This window comes from Pseudomonas sp. LBUM1679 (genome assembly GCF_059695565.1).
Genome location: NZ_CP166774.1, coordinates 4,075,783 through 4,090,355 on the forward strand (window position 1 = coordinate 4,075,783; position 14,573 = coordinate 4,090,355).

The 14,573-nt window shown below is 61.2% G+C and carries 16 protein-coding genes; 12 read left to right on the forward strand and 4 right to left on the reverse strand.

Annotation, left to right across the window (positions count from 1 at the left end):
• Positions 1 to 27: 27 nt before the first annotated feature.
• Positions 28 to 1,053, reverse strand: coding sequence for a protease SohB (gene sohB / locus ACA062_RS18425; RefSeq protein ID WP_497452380.1), 1,026 nt, complete (start codon positions 1,051 to 1,053; stop codon positions 28 to 30).
• Positions 1,054 to 1,255: 202 nt separating this feature from the next.
• Here sohB and ACA062_RS18430 point away from each other — a divergent pair, with 202 nt between their 5' ends.
• The 5 genes from ACA062_RS18430 to ACA062_RS18450 all read left to right on the forward strand — a co-directional run bounded on the left by ACA062_RS18430 (position 1,256) and on the right by ACA062_RS18450 (position 6,860).
• Entirely contained in the window at positions 1,256 to 1,966 is a 711-nt protein-coding gene (locus ACA062_RS18430) for a histidine phosphatase family protein (protein WP_497452381.1), read from the forward strand.
• 64 nt (positions 1,967 to 2,030) lie between these two features.
• Positions 2,031 to 2,345 carry an SCP2 sterol-binding domain-containing protein gene (locus ACA062_RS18435; RefSeq protein WP_497452382.1) on the forward strand — a complete coding sequence of 105 codons (315 nt, stop codon included), beginning with the start codon at positions 2,031 to 2,033 and terminating at the stop codon, positions 2,343 to 2,345.
• 304 nt (positions 2,346 to 2,649) lie between these two features.
• On the forward strand, positions 2,650 to 4,497 hold the full coding sequence (locus ACA062_RS18440) for an amidohydrolase (protein ID WP_497457452.1): 1,848 nt from the start codon (positions 2,650 to 2,652) through the stop codon (positions 4,495 to 4,497).
• A gap of 243 nt (positions 4,498 to 4,740) precedes the next feature.
• Complete coding sequence (locus ACA062_RS18445) at positions 4,741 to 5,604, forward strand: LysR family transcriptional regulator (RefSeq protein ID WP_497452383.1); 864 nt, start codon at positions 4,741 to 4,743, stop codon at positions 5,602 to 5,604.
• 110 nt (positions 5,605 to 5,714) lie between these two features.
• The gene (locus ACA062_RS18450) at positions 5,715 to 6,860 is read left to right on the forward strand and encodes a sterol desaturase/SRPBCC family protein (protein ID WP_497452384.1); all 1,146 of its coding nucleotides are present in this window, start codon (positions 5,715 to 5,717) and stop codon (positions 6,858 to 6,860) included.
• Between the two features lie 159 nt (positions 6,861 to 7,019).
• Here the strand turns inward: ACA062_RS18450 and ACA062_RS18455 are convergent, their stop codons facing one another.
• Positions 7,020 to 7,280, reverse strand: a complete 261-nt coding sequence (locus tag ACA062_RS18455; RefSeq protein ID WP_497452385.1) for a hypothetical protein — start codon at positions 7,278 to 7,280, stop codon at positions 7,020 to 7,022.
• 109 nt (positions 7,281 to 7,389) lie between these two features.
• Entirely contained in the window at positions 7,390 to 7,632 is a 243-nt protein-coding gene (locus ACA062_RS18460) for a hypothetical protein (RefSeq protein ID WP_497452386.1), read from the reverse strand.
• 217 nt (positions 7,633 to 7,849) lie between these two features.
• Between ACA062_RS18460 and ACA062_RS18465 the strand changes: the two genes are divergently transcribed.
• Positions 7,850 to 8,371 carry a DUF4142 domain-containing protein gene (locus ACA062_RS18465; RefSeq protein WP_497452387.1) on the forward strand — a complete coding sequence of 174 codons (522 nt, stop codon included), beginning with the start codon at positions 7,850 to 7,852 and terminating at the stop codon, positions 8,369 to 8,371.
• A gap of 190 nt (positions 8,372 to 8,561) precedes the next feature.
• Here ACA062_RS18465 and ACA062_RS18470 read toward each other — a convergent pair whose 3' ends face one another.
• Positions 8,562 to 8,831 (reverse strand): hypothetical protein, encoded by a 270-nt coding sequence (locus ACA062_RS18470; protein WP_497452388.1) that lies wholly within the window; start codon positions 8,829 to 8,831, stop codon positions 8,562 to 8,564.
• 313 nt (positions 8,832 to 9,144) lie between these two features.
• Between ACA062_RS18470 and ACA062_RS18475 the strand changes: the two genes are divergently transcribed.
• The 6 genes from ACA062_RS18475 to ACA062_RS18500 are packed head-to-tail and all read left to right on the forward strand — an operon-like array spanning position 9,145 to position 14,572.
• The gene (locus ACA062_RS18475; protein WP_497452389.1) at positions 9,145 to 9,996 is read left to right on the forward strand and encodes an STAS domain-containing protein; all 852 of its coding nucleotides are present in this window, start codon (positions 9,145 to 9,147) and stop codon (positions 9,994 to 9,996) included.
• A 4-nt stretch (positions 9,997 to 10,000) separates the two neighbouring features.
• A complete protein-coding gene (locus ACA062_RS18480; RefSeq protein WP_497452390.1) occupies positions 10,001 to 10,363 on the forward strand; it encodes an STAS domain-containing protein in 363 nt (120 codons plus the stop codon).
• The gene (locus ACA062_RS18485) at positions 10,360 to 10,764 is read left to right on the forward strand and encodes an anti-sigma regulatory factor (RefSeq protein ID WP_497452391.1); all 405 of its coding nucleotides are present in this window, start codon (positions 10,360 to 10,362) and stop codon (positions 10,762 to 10,764) included. Before ACA062_RS18480 ends, ACA062_RS18485 begins: the two co-directional genes overlap by 4 nt.
• Positions 10,755 to 11,771 carry an ATP-binding protein gene (locus ACA062_RS18490; protein WP_497452392.1) on the forward strand — a complete coding sequence of 339 codons (1,017 nt, stop codon included), beginning with the start codon at positions 10,755 to 10,757 and terminating at the stop codon, positions 11,769 to 11,771. The genes ACA062_RS18485 and ACA062_RS18490 overlap by 10 nt, the downstream gene beginning before the upstream one ends.
• Complete coding sequence (locus ACA062_RS18495; RefSeq protein WP_497452393.1) at positions 11,764 to 12,639, forward strand: sensor histidine kinase; 876 nt, start codon at positions 11,764 to 11,766, stop codon at positions 12,637 to 12,639. Before ACA062_RS18490 ends, ACA062_RS18495 begins: the two co-directional genes overlap by 8 nt.
• Complete coding sequence (locus ACA062_RS18500) at positions 12,629 to 14,572, forward strand: PAS domain-containing hybrid sensor histidine kinase/response regulator (protein WP_497452394.1); 1,944 nt, start codon at positions 12,629 to 12,631, stop codon at positions 14,570 to 14,572. Before ACA062_RS18495 ends, ACA062_RS18500 begins: the two co-directional genes overlap by 11 nt.
• The last annotated feature ends 1 nt before the right edge of the window (position 14,573 follow it).

Below are 14,573 nucleotides of genomic sequence, written 5' to 3' on the forward strand. Positions count from 1 at the left end.
TCAGTAGCAAGGCGCCCTCGATTGTCATTACCAGAAACGTTGCTGAGTCAAACGGCTCCACCAGGTCGACAGTACACGGTCCAACGAACCGCTGGCGGCGATGCCGATGCGTTCCTGCAGGCTTTTGCGCTCGGCGTAGTGCAAATGAAACAGCTCGGACTTCTTCGCACGTTCGGCAAGGTATTCGTCGCTGGTTTTAAGTTCGTCGACCAGTTGCTTGTCCATCGCCGCGACGCCCAGCCAGATTTCACCGGTGGCGACCTTATCGATGTCCAGTTGCGGGCGGTAGCGCGAGACAAAGTTCTTGAACAGCTGATGGGTGATGTCCAGGTCTTCCTGAAACTTCTCCCGGCCCTTCTCGGTGTTTTCGCCAAACACGGTCAGGGTGCGTTTGTATTCGCCGGCAGTCAGGACCTCGAAGTCGATGTCGTGCTTTTTCAGCAGACGGTTGACGTTCGGCAACTGCGCCACCACGCCGATCGAGCCGAGGATGGCAAAGGGTGCGCTGATGATCTTCTCGCCGATGCACGCCATCATGTAACCGCCGCTGGCGGCCACCTTGTCGATGCACACGGTCAACGGCACACCGGCGTCGCGAATGCGCGCCAGTTGCGAGGATGCCAGGCCATAGCTGTGGACCATGCCGCCACCGCTTTCCAGACGCAGCACCACTTCATCCTTGGGCGTGGCCAGGGTCAGCAACGCGGTGATTTCATGGCGCAGGCTTTCCGTGGCCGAGGCCTTGATGTCGCCGTCAAAATCGAGCACGAACACCCGGGGCTTATTGGCCTCGGGCTTTTTCTTCTGCTTTTTCTCGGATTTGGCTTCGACCTTGCGCAGGGCCTTGAGCTGGTCCTTGTCGAGCAAGGTTTGCTCCAGGCGCTCGCGCAGCCCTTTGTAAAAATCATTGAGTTTACTGACCTGCAACTGGCCGGCGGTTTTGCGTCGACCTTTGCTGCGCAATGCCGCAAAACTGGCCATCACCACCAGGATGGCGATCACCAGTGTCACGGTTTTAGCCAGGAAAACGGCGAACTCGGCAAAAAACTCCACAATGACTCCTTCAATACGATGCGCTGCATAAACGCGCGCGCGATACCCCCAGCATACCCATGCGCCGGCCCGGCGGCCAGCCGTGAAACCTTCGGCAACAGCCTGTCAGGGGCATTTCAAACAAGCGTATGTTTTTTCATTGACAGCTCACCGTCATCCTCATAACCTCGCCGGACCTTCAACGTACCGGGATGATGCGGACGTGGGCAGTATCTATTTGATTCGACATGGCCAGGCCTCCTTTGGTGCAGACGACTATGACGTCCTGTCGCCGACCGGTATACGCCAGGCAGAAGTCCTCGGCCAACACCTGGCCGGGTTGGGCATCCGCTTCGACCGCTGCCTCTCGGGCGACCTGCGTCGGCAGCAACACACGGCCAACAGCGCACTGGAACAGTTCGCTGCCGTGGGCCTGCCGGTGCCGATTGTAGAAACCGATTGCGCCTTCAACGAATTCGACGCCGACGCGGTGATCCGCGCGCTGCTGCCAGCCATGCTGGAAGACGAACCCGAAGCGCTGGACATCCTGCGCAATGCCACGCAAAACCGCGCCGAGTTCCAGCGCATCTTCGCCCTGATCATCGAGCGCTGGCTGGCCGGGAGCTATGACACACCCGGGCTGGAAAGCTGGCTGGGGTTTGTAGAACGGGTACAAGCCGGTCTGCAGCGCATACTCGAACAGGCCGACAACACCCAGAAGATCGCCGTGTTCACCTCGGGCGGCACCATCACTGCCCTGCTCCACCTCATTACGCAAATGCCGGCAAGGCAGGCATTCGAACTGAACTGGCAAATCGTCAACACCTCGCTCAACCTGCTGAAGTTTCGTGGGCGCGAGGTGGCACTGTCTTCTTTCAACAGTCAGGCGCACTTGCAGCTGTTGAGGGCCCCGGAACTCATCACGTTTCGCTGAGTCCGGACTATTGTGACCCTGGCTGTAACCACCCAGCTCTAATTACCCAAGAAAGGATCGAACCATGACCTCCGTAGCTGATGCCGTACAAGCAATGAAAGCCAAGTTCAACCCAGCCGCCGCTGCCGGTCTGGACCTGGTATTCGGTTTCCGCATCGACGACACCAAGCACTTCTCGCTGATCGTCAAGGACAGCACCTGCGAACTGCAAGAAGGTGAAAACCCGGACGCCCAGGTGACCCTGGTGATGGACGGCGAAACCCTGGAAGGCATCGTCAGCGGCGAAACCGACGGCATGCAAGCCTTCATGGGCGGCAAACTGCGCGCCGAAGGCGACATGATGCTGGCCATGAAATTGTCCGAGCTGTTCCCGGCCTAAGCACGTCGCCCCCCTTCCTTCGGGGGCACGCCTGGCTGCAAACGAATCCCGCCCCTCGTGGCGGGATTCGTCGTTTTGCGCTTTTGGAAAGCAGCTACCTGCGCAATTGCGGTCTATATTCCTTCTGGCCGCATGCGTCAGCCATCGGCTGTTTGCCCTCGCTTTTTTAAGAGCCTTTGCGCGGAGCATTGCCATGAGCCCACCTGACGACCACGACGGCTTCAACCGCCGACGTGTACTGCAAGGCCTTTCGGCAGGTGCCGTCGGTGCCTGGATCAGCCCACTGCTAGCAGGGAGTAAAACCATGCCCGATGCCCCGGCCGACCTCATTCTGTACAACGGACGCCTGCACACGGTTGACCGCAAGAAGCCCCAGGCCAGTGCCGTCGCGATCAAGGATGGCCGCTTCGTGGTGGTCGGCAGCGATGCCCAGGCCATGGCCCTGCAAGGTCCCGGCACGCAAATCGTCGACCTGCACGGGCGCACGGTGATTCCCGGCCTCAACGACTCGCACCTGCACTTGATCCGCGGCGGCTTGAACTACAACCTCGAACTGCGCTGGGAAGGCGTGCCGTCGCTGGCCGATGCGCTGCGCCTGCTCAAGGACCAGGCGGACCGCACGCCGACGCCGCAATGGGTGCGTGTGGTGGGTGGCTGGAACGAGTTCCAGTTCGCCGAAAAGCGCCTGCCAACCATCGATGAACTGAACAAGGCCGCGCCGGACACCCCGGTGTTCGTGCTGCACCTCTACGACCGCGCCCTGCTCAACCGCGCCGCATTGAAGGTGGTTGGCTACAGCCGTGACACGCCGAATCCGCCGGGCGGTGAAATCCAGCGCGACGCCAATGGCGATCCGACCGGCCTGTTGATCGCCCGCCCAAATGCAATGATTCTCTACTCGACCCTGGCCAAGGGACCGAAGCTGCCGCTGGAATACCAGGTCAACTCGACCCGCCAGTTCATGCGCGAGCTCAATCGCCTCGGGGTCACCAGCGCCATCGATGCCGGTGGCGGTTATCAGAATTACCCGGACGACTACCAGGTCATCCAGCAACTGGCCAAAGACCGGCAGCTCACGGTGCGCATCGCCTACAACCTGTTCACCCAGAAACCCAAGGAAGAGCTGGCCGACTTCAAGACCTGGACCGGCACCTCCCGCTACGGCCAGGGCGATGACTTCCTGCGCCATAACGGCGCCGGGGAAATGCTGGTGTTCTCGGCGGCGGACTTCGAAGACTTCCTCGAACCACGCCCCGACCTGCCACAAACCATGGAGCAGGAACTGGAACCGGTGGTACGGCACCTGGTGGAACAGCGCTGGCCGTTCCGCCTGCACGCCACCTACAACGAATCCATCAGCCGCATGCTCGACGTGTTCGAGAAGGTTAATCGCGACATCCCGTTCGACGGCTTGCCATGGTTCTTCGACCATGCCGAAACCATCACCCCGCAGAACATCGAGCGCGTCAAAGCGCTGGGTGGCGGCATTGCCATCCAGGATCGCATGGCGTTTCAGGGCGAATACTTCGTCGACCGCTACGGCGCCAAGGCCGCCGAACACACGCCGCCCATTGCGCGCATGCTCGCCGAAGGCATCCCGGTTGGCGCGGGCACGGACGCCACGCGGGTGTCCAGCTACAACCCCTGGACTTCACTCTACTGGCTGGTCAGCGGCCGCACCGTCGGTGGGCTGGAGCTCTACCCGCAAGGCTTGAGCCGCGACACCGCGCTGGAACTCTTCACCCACGGCAGCGCCTGGTTCTCCTCCGAGCAGGGCAAGAAAGGGCAGATCAAGGTCGGGCAACTGGCGGACCTGATTGCGCTGTCGGCGGACTATTTCCACATCGAAGACGAAGCCGTGAAGTGGATCGAGTCGGTGCTGACCATTGTCGACGGCAAGATTGTCTACGGCAGCGTCGAGTTTGAAAAACTCGGGCCGCCTGCGGTGCCTGTGGTGCCCGAGTGGTCACCGGTGGTTAACGTGCCGGGCCACTGGAAACCGCTGGCGCCGCTCACGGCGCAGGTTCACCAGTGTGTGGGGGCTTGTGCGGTGCATGCCCATCGCCATGAACGGGCGCGGTTGTCGTCGGCGCCGGTCAGCGATTTCGCCGGGTTCTGGGGGGCGTTTGGTTGTTCGTGTTTTGCGTTTTGAATGCAGACATCGATAGCGGCCGCAACGATGAACACCTGTGGTGTGGGGCTTGCCTGTGGCGAGGGAGCTTGCTCCCGCTCGGCTGCGAAGCAGTCGTAAAACCAGGCAACTAGGTCTGTCTGCATGGACGCCGGGGGCCGCTTCGCGCCCCAGCGGGAGCAAGCTCCCTCGCCACAGGCAAGCTCCCTCGCCACAAGGTGAGCGGTGCTCTTACAATGGCGCTCCTCCCCCACCGGCCTGCCCATGGACATCGATCTCGCCCGCACCTTTCTGGAAATCGTCCGCCACGGCAGCCTCGCCGCGGCGGCTGAAAAACTTCACGTCACCCAGACCGCGATCACCGCGCGCGTGCAGAAGCTCGAGAGCCAGCTGGGCAGCACGCTGTTCGTGCGCAACCGCGCCGGCGCTCGCCTGACCGCGAACGGCGAGGCCTTTGTGGTCTACGCCAATCAGCTGGTGGAAACCTGGGAGGCCGCACGCCGGGACCTGCCGTTGCCCGAGGGTTACCACGACGTGCTGCACATCGGTGGCGAAGTCAGTCTGTGCAACCCGCTGATGCTCAGCTGGGCCGGCGAACTGCGCAAGAGGATTCCCGGCCATGCCCTGCGCATGGAAATCCGTGACGGTGAGAACCTGCTGCGCCAACTGGAACTGGGGGTTCTGGACGCGGCGCTGGTCTACCAGCCCGAGTATTGGCCGCGCCTGCAAGTCGAGCAGGTCCTGGAAGAAAAGCTGGTCCTGGTACGACTCGCCGCAAGACCCGATCCCTATGTGTACATCGACTGGGGCCCGGACTTCCGTCGCCAGCACGATGCCGCGCTGCCGGAAAAGGCCCGGGCCGCCTTGAGCTTCAACCTCGGCCCACTGGGCTTGCAATACATTCTGGAAAACGGCGGCAGCGGCTATTTCCGTACCCGGGTCGTCCAGAGTTACCTGGAAAGCGGCGTCCTGGAAAAAGTGCCAAAAGCCCCGGAATTCAATTACCCGACCTATCTGGTTTACTCCCGCGACCGCGACTCGGCGACACTGCAGCGGGCCTTCGATCTGTTGCGCGAAGTCATCCAGTCCGACGATGACTGGTCGCAACGCTGGAACCCGCTGGCCTGAGTCCCGTTTGCACCGGAACATGGCGCTTGTGGCCTCAAGGTTCGCGCGGCCGAAACCGCGAGATCGGCTAATCTGCTGGTTATTGATAACAATAATCACAGGTAATCGCAGTGAGGCAAACCACCGCAGCATTCCGCAGCCGTTATCGCGCCGGGATTCATCCGCTCTATAATCCGTGGCTGCATGGCGCCTTTGTGCTGCTGTTCGGGGTATTCGCCATCGCCGGGTTCTGGAGCACCGTGCATCAGGTACAGCCGTTGCAATGGCTGGCGGTGCCGCTGGCCCTGTTGCTCTTCAGCTTTGGCGTATACGGGGTACATCGCCATCTTGGCCATCACAAAAAAAGCTTCGCACGGATGTTTTATGCCCGACATGCCGGCGACCATCACAGTTTCTTTACCCCCGGCCACATGACCTGCGACAGAGCCTGCGACTGGCGAGTGATTCTGTTTCCGGCCTGGCTGATCGTGGTACACACGGTCGTTATCACCCTGCCCCTCTGGTGGCTGCTCTCACACGTCGATGCCAACGTCGGCGGGTTGGCCGCTGGCTGCCTGGTCCTCGGGTACCTGGCCTATGAAGTGTTCCATGCCTGCGAACACCTGCCCCCGGGCAATCCGGTCACCCGCCTGCCGTGGATCAGGCAGATGCGCCGTCTGCATGAACTGCATCACCGCCGCGAGCTGATGCAGGGGTGCAATTTCAACATCGTTTTCCCACTCATGGACTACCTGTTCGGCACCCTTTATTGGGAACCGGAGCCGATCCCCCTGCACTCGACGAGAATCCCCATGACCCGCATGCAGCATCAGATCGACATTGCCGCCAATCCGATTGCCGTGCTCGCCTATGCCAGCACCGTGACCCGTTGGCCGCAATGGCACCCCTCCTCCCTCAAGATCGATGGCCTGGACGGGCCGTTGCATGCCGGGTCGCGGTTCGAGGAAGACATTCGAGCGGGCGGACGCGACGGGCACTTGCGCTGGGTGGTGGAGGAGTATTTGCCGGGACGCCGCTGGAGCGCTCGGGCGCGGGGCGATAACGGTCTGTCGCTGGTCGTGACCTACGAGTGCCGGGCCGAGGGTGACGGCACGCGGTTCGTCCGCACCCTGGAATATCAATTCAGCGGCCTGGCCATGCGCATTGCCAATCGCCTGCTGCTCAAGCGACGCATCGATCGTGAGTCGGCAGCGTCGTTGCAGGCCTTGCGGAAAATGGCGCTGCAACACCTGGCTTCGACAAGAGTCGCCGCGTAAGTGCAACCGTGCGAGCAGGGGGACTGGTTGTGATAGACACCACAAAACAATGTGGGAGCGAGCTTGCTCGCGAAAGCGATGTTTCAGCCGACCTCTTTATCGACTGGAAGACCGCATTCGCGAGCAAGCTCGCTCCCACAGGGGATTGTGGTGGCCGAATTATCGGGGATCCATCTCGTCGTCGCGCACCGCATTGTCGGTTTCTTCACGTACCCGCTCCCGGTCGAGGTCAGTGCCATCGTCCTGGTCCATGGGGATCGCGCCTTCATTGTCCGGCAGTTCATCAATGCCCGGTTCATCTTCGGGATTGATGGTCGTGCGCCCTGGGCTCAAGGGTTCGGGATCGGTCGGGATGGGATCGTAGCCACCCTGTTCTTCGCTGGGGTACTTTTGGCTACTGGAGACAGTGGGGTCAGTCATTGGGGCACCTCGCATGAGCCGTCGATTCGGACTCTGATCATTCGAGGTGCCGGTATCTATCACCGTTCCAATTTTTCAGCCACCAGTCGTCGGTGGCGGGGTCCGAGGGTCAGGACGGCGTCTGAAGTCGGTCGACGATCTGGTTCTTGACCAGCACGCGCTTCTCCTTGAGCTTCTTCAGTGCGTCATCGCTGGGTGCGTCAGACTGGGCGGTCTCGGCTTTCACTACCTCCGCGTCCGCCTGCGAATACTTGTTGATCAGTGAATCCAGTAACGGATCCTTGGTGCGTTTTTGCTGGATCTCTTCCTTTGATAGTTTCAGGTCCTGATAAAGGTCATGGGTCACCGGCATGGAACACCTCCGTTTGTTGATCGGTGGCAAACGCGATCGATTGCGTTCACCAACTATCAGAATGGCCTTGGTTGACGGGTTCTGTCGACCGCCTATCAGACCAGCGGTGTCCGTTCGTCGTCCTGTCGATAAAGCGATAAAACCTTTGGCCGTCCGTCGCCCTCCACTGCTTAACGATCATTCGATCGCCCAAGAAAACCTGTGTGGAGAATAACCAATGGACGGATTTACCCTGCGCCACCTCACTCTGGCCGTTGCCTTGAGCACCAGCATGGGCATGGCCTGCGCTGCCACCTCCAATGACTTCGTCGACAGTGCGGCTGCGGGCGGCATCGCCGAGATCGAAACCAGCCGACTGGCCCTGGAAAAAAGCTCATCGGCCGACATCAAGGCATTCGCCAACATGATGATCACCGATCATTCCAAGGCGAACGATGAACTGGCGGCATTGGCTAAAGCGAATGACATCAAGGTGCCCGACAGCACGACCCTGGTGAAACAGGCCAAGGAAAAAATCCTCGACATGCGCGATGAATCCTTCGATGCAGCCTATGCCAACAATCAGGTCAAGGCGCACGAAGACACCATTAAACTGTTCAAGAAAGAAGCCAACACAGTGACGGACGACAAAGTCAAAGGGGCCACGGAACTTAAAGGTTTCGCGCAAAAAATGTTGCCGGCACTGGAGAAGCATCTGGACATGGCGAAAAAACTGCAGGCGGCTCATCCAAATAAATAACGCAGCTGTAGGAGCGAGCTTGCTCGCGATGGCCTCAAGAGCACCGCGTTTAGCCAGACAGCGCGCGTTATCGTTGACGACCATCGTCGGAACGCCGCCCGGAGCAAGCTCGCTCCTACAGTGGACCCCATTCGTTTAAATGAGCGGCGTTACATCCATGGATGGGGCCTTTTTTAGTGTCCGATTCGATCTAACCGCCATCGGTGTCAATATCGGCATCGGTGTCATCGCTGGGTTTGGGCCGGTCCGGATTCGGTTTGAAGCCGGGGCTGAATTCATTGTCGTTATCGGTATGGCGATTCTTCTGGTCGACCGCCTCGTCGGCACTTTCCGGCTTCGCGGTTTGTCCCTGATCCTGCCCACCCGGTTCGGCCGGCGTCTGCGGGTCAATCGCCGGATCATTGCGTTTGACCGGTGCCCCCGTCTGGTCCTGCTCCTGTGTCATCGGTTCGTCTTTCATAAGTACCTCGTTCGTCACTGCCAGTGCGCGGCCTAAACAATCGGCCCTGTAATTTCGAGGCCTTTCACGGGACAACGTTCCATCGCCGTTTCTGTAGGAGCTGCCGCAGGCTGCGATCTTTTGATCTTGATCATTTCGGACCGAAAAAAAATCAACATCAAAAGATCGCAGCCTTCGGCAGCTCCTACGTTCATGCACATCGAATGAAAAAAACCTGTCAGAAACGAACAACTATTATGTACGGCAAATGTCACTGTTTTGTGCCGATCAATATTTGGAGAATCGGCCACACTTTCCAAGGAGTCAAAGTCCCATGGCGGCACTGCAAACCAGCACACTCGATGCGATGAAAACGAACCGGACTCAACTGCTTGCCGAATGGTCGAAAGGCCTCGAGGCCAGCGGCGCCACCCGCTACCTCAAAGAGCAGGACTTGAAACAGGACACGTCGGATTTCCTGCAACAAGTCATTGCCGGCCTCGAACGCGGCAACGACCAGAACGTCGCGTCCTCCGGCTGGGACGAGATTCGCCAGTTCCTCGAACAACTCTCCCATAGCCGTGCCCTGCTCGGCCAGGACTCGCACCAGACCGCCAGTTTCATCTTCGCCCTCAAAGGCCCGATGTTTGCGCTTCTGCAAAATCATTACCAGGACAGTCCTGCGTTGCTGGCCGAGCAACTCTGGGCGGTTTCCGAACTGCTCGACGCCCTGGGCATGCACACCATCCGCACCTTCCAGAAGTCTCGGGAAGCGGTGATCAAGCGCCAGCAGGAAGAGCTGCTGGAATTGTCGACACCGGTGGTCAAGCTCTGGGATGGCGTGCTGGCGCTGCCGATGATCGGCACCCTCGACTCGCAACGTACCCAGGTGGTGATGGAATCGCTGTTGCAGCGGATCGTCGAAACCGGCTCGGAAATCGCCATCATCGATATCACCGGCGTGGCGACCGTCGACACCCTGGTGGCCCAGCACCTGCTCAAGACCGTCACCGCGATTCGCCTGATGGGTGCCGATTGCATCATCAGCGGCGTACGGCCGCAGATCGCCCAGACCATCGTGCACCTGGGGCTGGACCTGCAAGGCGTGGTCACCAAGGCCAACCTGGCCGACGCCCTGAAACTGGCCCTGACTCGCCTGGGAATCACCGTCAGCAAGGCGGTGTGAGCCGATGGAGCGCATTCCGATCTTGCAAATGGGCGACTTCCTGCTGGTGACCATTCAGGTCGACATGCATGACCAACTGGCCCTGACCCTTCAGGACGACCTGTCCGAGCGCATCAGCCGCACCTCCGCCCGCGGCGTGCTGATCGATATCTCGGCGCTGGACATGGTTGACTCGTTCATCGGCCGAATGATCGGCACCATTTCCGGACTGTCGAAAATCATGGACGCCCAGACCGTGCTGGTCGGCATGCAGCCGGCGGTGGCCATCACCCTGGTCGAGCTCGGCCTGACCCTGCCCGGCGTCAGCACGGCGCTGAATGTCGAACGCGGGATGAAACTGCTGCAGGCACGAGTACACGAGCAATGACCGTACGCCGCAGCGGCACTCATCCGATTCATATCGAGCAAGACGTGGTGCTGGCCCGGCAACTGGCGCGCAAGCTTGCCCAAGAGTGCGGCATGCGCCTGATCGACCTGACCAAGCTGGTGACCGCCGTCAGCGAGCTGGCGCGCAACACCATGGTCTATGGCGGCGGTGGCGACATGGACTGGCAAATTCTCGACGAGAACTCCCGCTGCGGCCTGCGCCTGACCTTTCGTGACGAGGGCCCCGGCATCGCCGACATCAAACTGGCAATGACCGACGGCTGGACCTCCGGCAGCGGCCTGGGATTGGGCCTGACCGGTGCCAGGCGCCTGGTGGAAGAATTCGAACTGCAAACCACGCCCGGCAAAGGCACTCGCATAACGATCGCCCGATGGACGTGAACATGGGCGGGTCAATGACCCAAGTGCTACCGATCGAAGACAGCAGCCAGATCGGTCACGCACGACGCACCGCACAGCAACTGGCGGAACAACACGGCTTCGACGCCACCGATGCCGGACGCGTGGCACTGGTGGCCACCGAGCTTGCCAGCAACATTCTCAAGCACGCCACCCACGGCGAATTGCACCTGAGAGTCCTGCCGCGAGCTTCAGGTGCCGGGATCGAGATACTTGCCGTCGACCGCGGTCAGGGCTTCGATGTGCACGCGTGCCTGACCGACGGCTTTTCCACCCGCGGCACCCAGGGCATCGGTCTTGGGGCGGTATCGCGCCAGACGCAAGTGTTCGATGTCTATGCCGACGCCCGAGGCGCCGTGCTGCTGACGCGGCTCTATCCGCGCAGCGACAAGGCGCCGGACCGACGAATCGGCATCAGCCAGCATGCGTTGCACCACGACCCCGCCTGTGGCGATGTCTGGCATTTGGCATTTGACGGCCCCCACATCAGCGCCCTGGTGATCGACGGCCTCGGTCACGGCGAAGAAGCCGAGCGCGCCGCCCGCGCCGGCGAGAGCGTTTTTGCCCGCACGCCGTTCACCTCGCCGCTGTTGCTGCTGGAAGACATCCACCGCGCCATGATCGGCACCCGCGGCGGAGCCCTGGCCATCGCCCAGTTCGACGGCAACGGCAATGCCCTGCGATTCGTCGGTATCGGCAACATCGGCGGCAGCCTGATCGCACCGGACAGATCCCGCGGCCTGGCCTCCCACCCCGGCATCGTCGGCGGCCAGTATCGAAAGGCCCAACCCTTTGACTATGCTCAGGTGAACGGTCAGCTATTGATCCTGTACAGCGACGGCCTGCAGTCCCGTTGGAACCTGCAGGATTATCCCGGCCTGGTGTACCGCCATCCGGCCGTGATTGCCGCCATCCTGCACCGCGACTTCTGCCGTGGACGGGACGATGTGACGGTGTTGGTCATTGCTCTGGAGGCAACCCATGGCTGAGACACCCATGAGTCAGGTTGACGAACAAGCCGCGTTGATCGCGCAATTACAGGGTGAAGCCAGCGCCTTGCGCGAGGAGCTCGATGAAACCAACCAGGGGGTGCTCGCGCTGTACGCCGAACTGGACATCCAGGCCGAACAGTTGCGCCAGGCCTCAGACCTCAAGAGCCGATTCCTGTCGTACATGAGCCATGAGTTCCGCACGCCACTGGGCTCGATCCTGAGCATCACCGGTCTGCTGACCGATGAACTCGACGGCCCCCTGAGCCCCGAGCAGCATAAGCAAGTGGCCTTCGTCAGCGTCGCTGCCCGCGAGCTGAGCGACATGGTCGACGACCTGCTGGACCTGGCAAAGATCGAAGCCGGGCGCATCACCATTTTCCCGGCCTGGTTCGACATGTTCGACCTGTTCGCCGCCCTGCGCGGCATGTTCCGGCCGATTGTCGACGCCAGTGCCGTGGATCTGATTTTCGAAGAGCCGGTGGGCTTGCCAAGGCTCTACACCGATGACAAGAAGCTCGCGCAAATCCTGCGCAATTTCATTGCCAATTCATTGAAGTTCACCACCCGCGGCGAAGTCCGCGTCTCGGCCCGGCTGGAGGGCAGCGACCGCGTGCGCTTCGCCGTCAGCGACACCGGAATAGGTATCGCCCCGGCGCTACATGGCGCATTGTTCGAAGACTTCTCCCAGGTGGACTCACCCTTGCAAAAACGCCTTCGCGGAACCGGGCTCGGACTGTCCTTGTGCAAACGCTTCGCGGCATTGCTGGGTGGCGAAGTCGGGGTTCAGAGTACGCCGGGCAAGGGCTCGACCTTTTTCGTGATCATCCCGCTGGCCATCGCCATGGAGCCCGCCGATGAAACGTGACATCCGCTTGCTGATCGTCGACGACAATGTCGCGACCCGCTACGCCCTGCGCCGGCGCCTGGAACGCCACGGCTATGAAGTGCTGGAAGCCGGCACCGGCGGCGAAGGCCTGGAGCTGATCGACAGCGTCAACATCGACGCGTTGATCCTCGACGTCAATCTGCCGGACATGAGCGGTTTCGACATCGTGCGCAAACTGCGCGCCGAGACGGTGACCGCCCTGCTGCCGGTGATTCACGTGTCGGCGGCCTCGATCCAGACCGGGGACATCATCACCGGCCTGGACGCCGGTGCCGATGCCTACCTGATCCACCCGGTGGACCCGGATGTGTTGCTGGCTACCCTGCGCACCTTGCTGCGCGTGCGGGAAACCGAAAACGCCCTGCGTGACAGCGAGGCGCGGTTCAGGGAAATCTTTGTCAATGTGTCGGCGCCCATCGCCGTGCTGGACGCCGAGCTGAAAATTCACGAATGCAACCATGCCTTCGCGCAGATGATCCAGGACAATCGCAATCCGGACGCCCTGCGCGAGTGCTTTGCCGAAGACCAGGACGCGATCATCGACGAACTGCGCCTGCGCCTGGCCTATGGCGAGCGCTGGAAAGGCACCCTGAGCATGCGGGTCCAGGGCGCGGTCCGCGATACCGAATGGCAGATTTCGCCCTACCGCACACCGGAATTGAGCCTGGTGTTCGTCGAGGATGTCACCGAACACCGGCACCGCGAACGTTCGCACCTGGCCCGGCTGGACGACGCCACCACCCAATTGGCCAAGGAAGTCGCCGAACGCGCACGCACCGAAGCCCAGCTGCTGCAAGTGCAGAAGATGGATGCGTTGGGCAAGCTGACGGGCGGCATCGCCCATGACTTCAACAACCTGCTCACCGGCATCATCACCAGCCTGGAGTTGATCCAGAAACGGATCGCGGCCTCGCGCACCGACAAGGTTCAGTTCTACGCCGAAGCGGCCTTGAGTTCGGCCATGAGTGCCGCCTCCCTGACTCATCGCCTGCTCGCCTTCGCGCGCCAGCAACCCCTCGACACCCGGCCCGTGGACATCAACGAGCATGTGCGTTCGCTCGAGGAACTGTTGGTGCGAACCATCGGCGAGCGCATCGCCCTGAAACTGGAATTGACCTCTAAACCGGCGATCGCCCTGGTCGACCCGATCCAGCTCGAAAGCGCCGTGCTCAACCTGGTGATCAACGCCCGCGATGCGTTGCCCCAGGGCGGCAATGTATGGGTCAGCACCTATGCGGCCTATTCCCACGGCGATCCCAATCTGGCCGATGGCGCGTATGTGGCCCTGGCGGTACGCGATGACGGCACCGGTATCGACCACAGTGTGATCGGCAAGGTGTTCGATCCGTTCTTCACCACCAAGCCGCTGGGTCAGGGCACTGGCCTCGGGTTGTCGACCATCTACGGTTTTGCCCGGCAATCGGGCGGCGATGCACACATCCGCAGCGTGGCCCGGCGCGGCACCGAAGTCACCATCATGTTGCCCGCCAGTGCCAACCTCATGGCCAGCGAAAACCAGTCGTCCAGCGTAGATCCACAGGGTTGCGGCGAACATGTGCTGATTGTCGAGGACATGCCCTCGGTGCGGATGTTTGTCGCCGAAGTGCTGGTGGATGCCGGTTACCGCTGCTCGCAAGTGGGCGACATCGAGGGCGCTCTCGAGCGGTTGCAGAACGACGAGTCCATCGATCTGCTGCTGACCGACGTCGGCCTGCCGCGCATGAGCGGTCGCGAACTGGCCGATGTGGCGCGGGGCTGGCGGGAAAAGTTGCCGATCCTGTTCATGACCGGTTATGCCGAAACCGCGATCAACCGTCAGGTGTTTCTGGGCGATCGCATGGAAATGCTGGTCAAGCCGTTCCAGATCAATGAGCTGCTCGACAAGGTCCGGCGCACGCTCGACGGCGCCTGAC

Bases quoted from the DNA above. Each gene is read 5' to 3' on its own strand.
- ACA062_RS18500 (WP_497452394.1), top strand. From the start codon at position 12,629: ATGAAACGTGACATCCGCTTGCTGATCGTCGACGACAATGTCGCGACC.
- ACA062_RS18460 (WP_497452386.1), bottom strand. From the start codon at position 7,632: ATGCCGGTGACCCATGACCTTTATCAGGACCTGAAACTATCAAAGGAA.
- ACA062_RS18435 (WP_497452382.1), top strand. From the start codon at position 2,031: ATGACCTCCGTAGCTGATGCCGTACAAGCAATGAAAGCCAAGTTCAAC.
- ACA062_RS18465 (WP_497452387.1), top strand. From the start codon at position 7,850: ATGGACGGATTTACCCTGCGCCACCTCACTCTGGCCGTTGCCTTGAGC.
- ACA062_RS18480 (WP_497452390.1), top strand. From the start codon at position 10,001: ATGGAGCGCATTCCGATCTTGCAAATGGGCGACTTCCTGCTGGTGACC.
- ACA062_RS18475 (WP_497452389.1), top strand. From the start codon at position 9,145: ATGGCGGCACTGCAAACCAGCACACTCGATGCGATGAAAACGAACCGG.
- ACA062_RS18490 (WP_497452392.1), top strand. From the start codon at position 10,755: ATGGACGTGAACATGGGCGGGTCAATGACCCAAGTGCTACCGATCGAA.
- ACA062_RS18495 (WP_497452393.1), top strand. From the start codon at position 11,764: ATGGCTGAGACACCCATGAGTCAGGTTGACGAACAAGCCGCGTTGATC.
- ACA062_RS18440 (WP_497457452.1), top strand. From the start codon at position 2,650: ATGCCCGATGCCCCGGCCGACCTCATTCTGTACAACGGACGCCTGCAC.
- ACA062_RS18485 (WP_497452391.1), top strand. From the start codon at position 10,360: ATGACCGTACGCCGCAGCGGCACTCATCCGATTCATATCGAGCAAGAC.
- ACA062_RS18455 (WP_497452385.1), bottom strand. From the start codon at position 7,280: ATGACTGACCCCACTGTCTCCAGTAGCCAAAAGTACCCCAGCGAAGAA.
- ACA062_RS18445 (WP_497452383.1), top strand. From the start codon at position 4,741: ATGGACATCGATCTCGCCCGCACCTTTCTGGAAATCGTCCGCCACGGC.
- ACA062_RS18470 (WP_497452388.1), bottom strand. From the start codon at position 8,831: ATGAAAGACGAACCGATGACACAGGAGCAGGACCAGACGGGGGCACCG.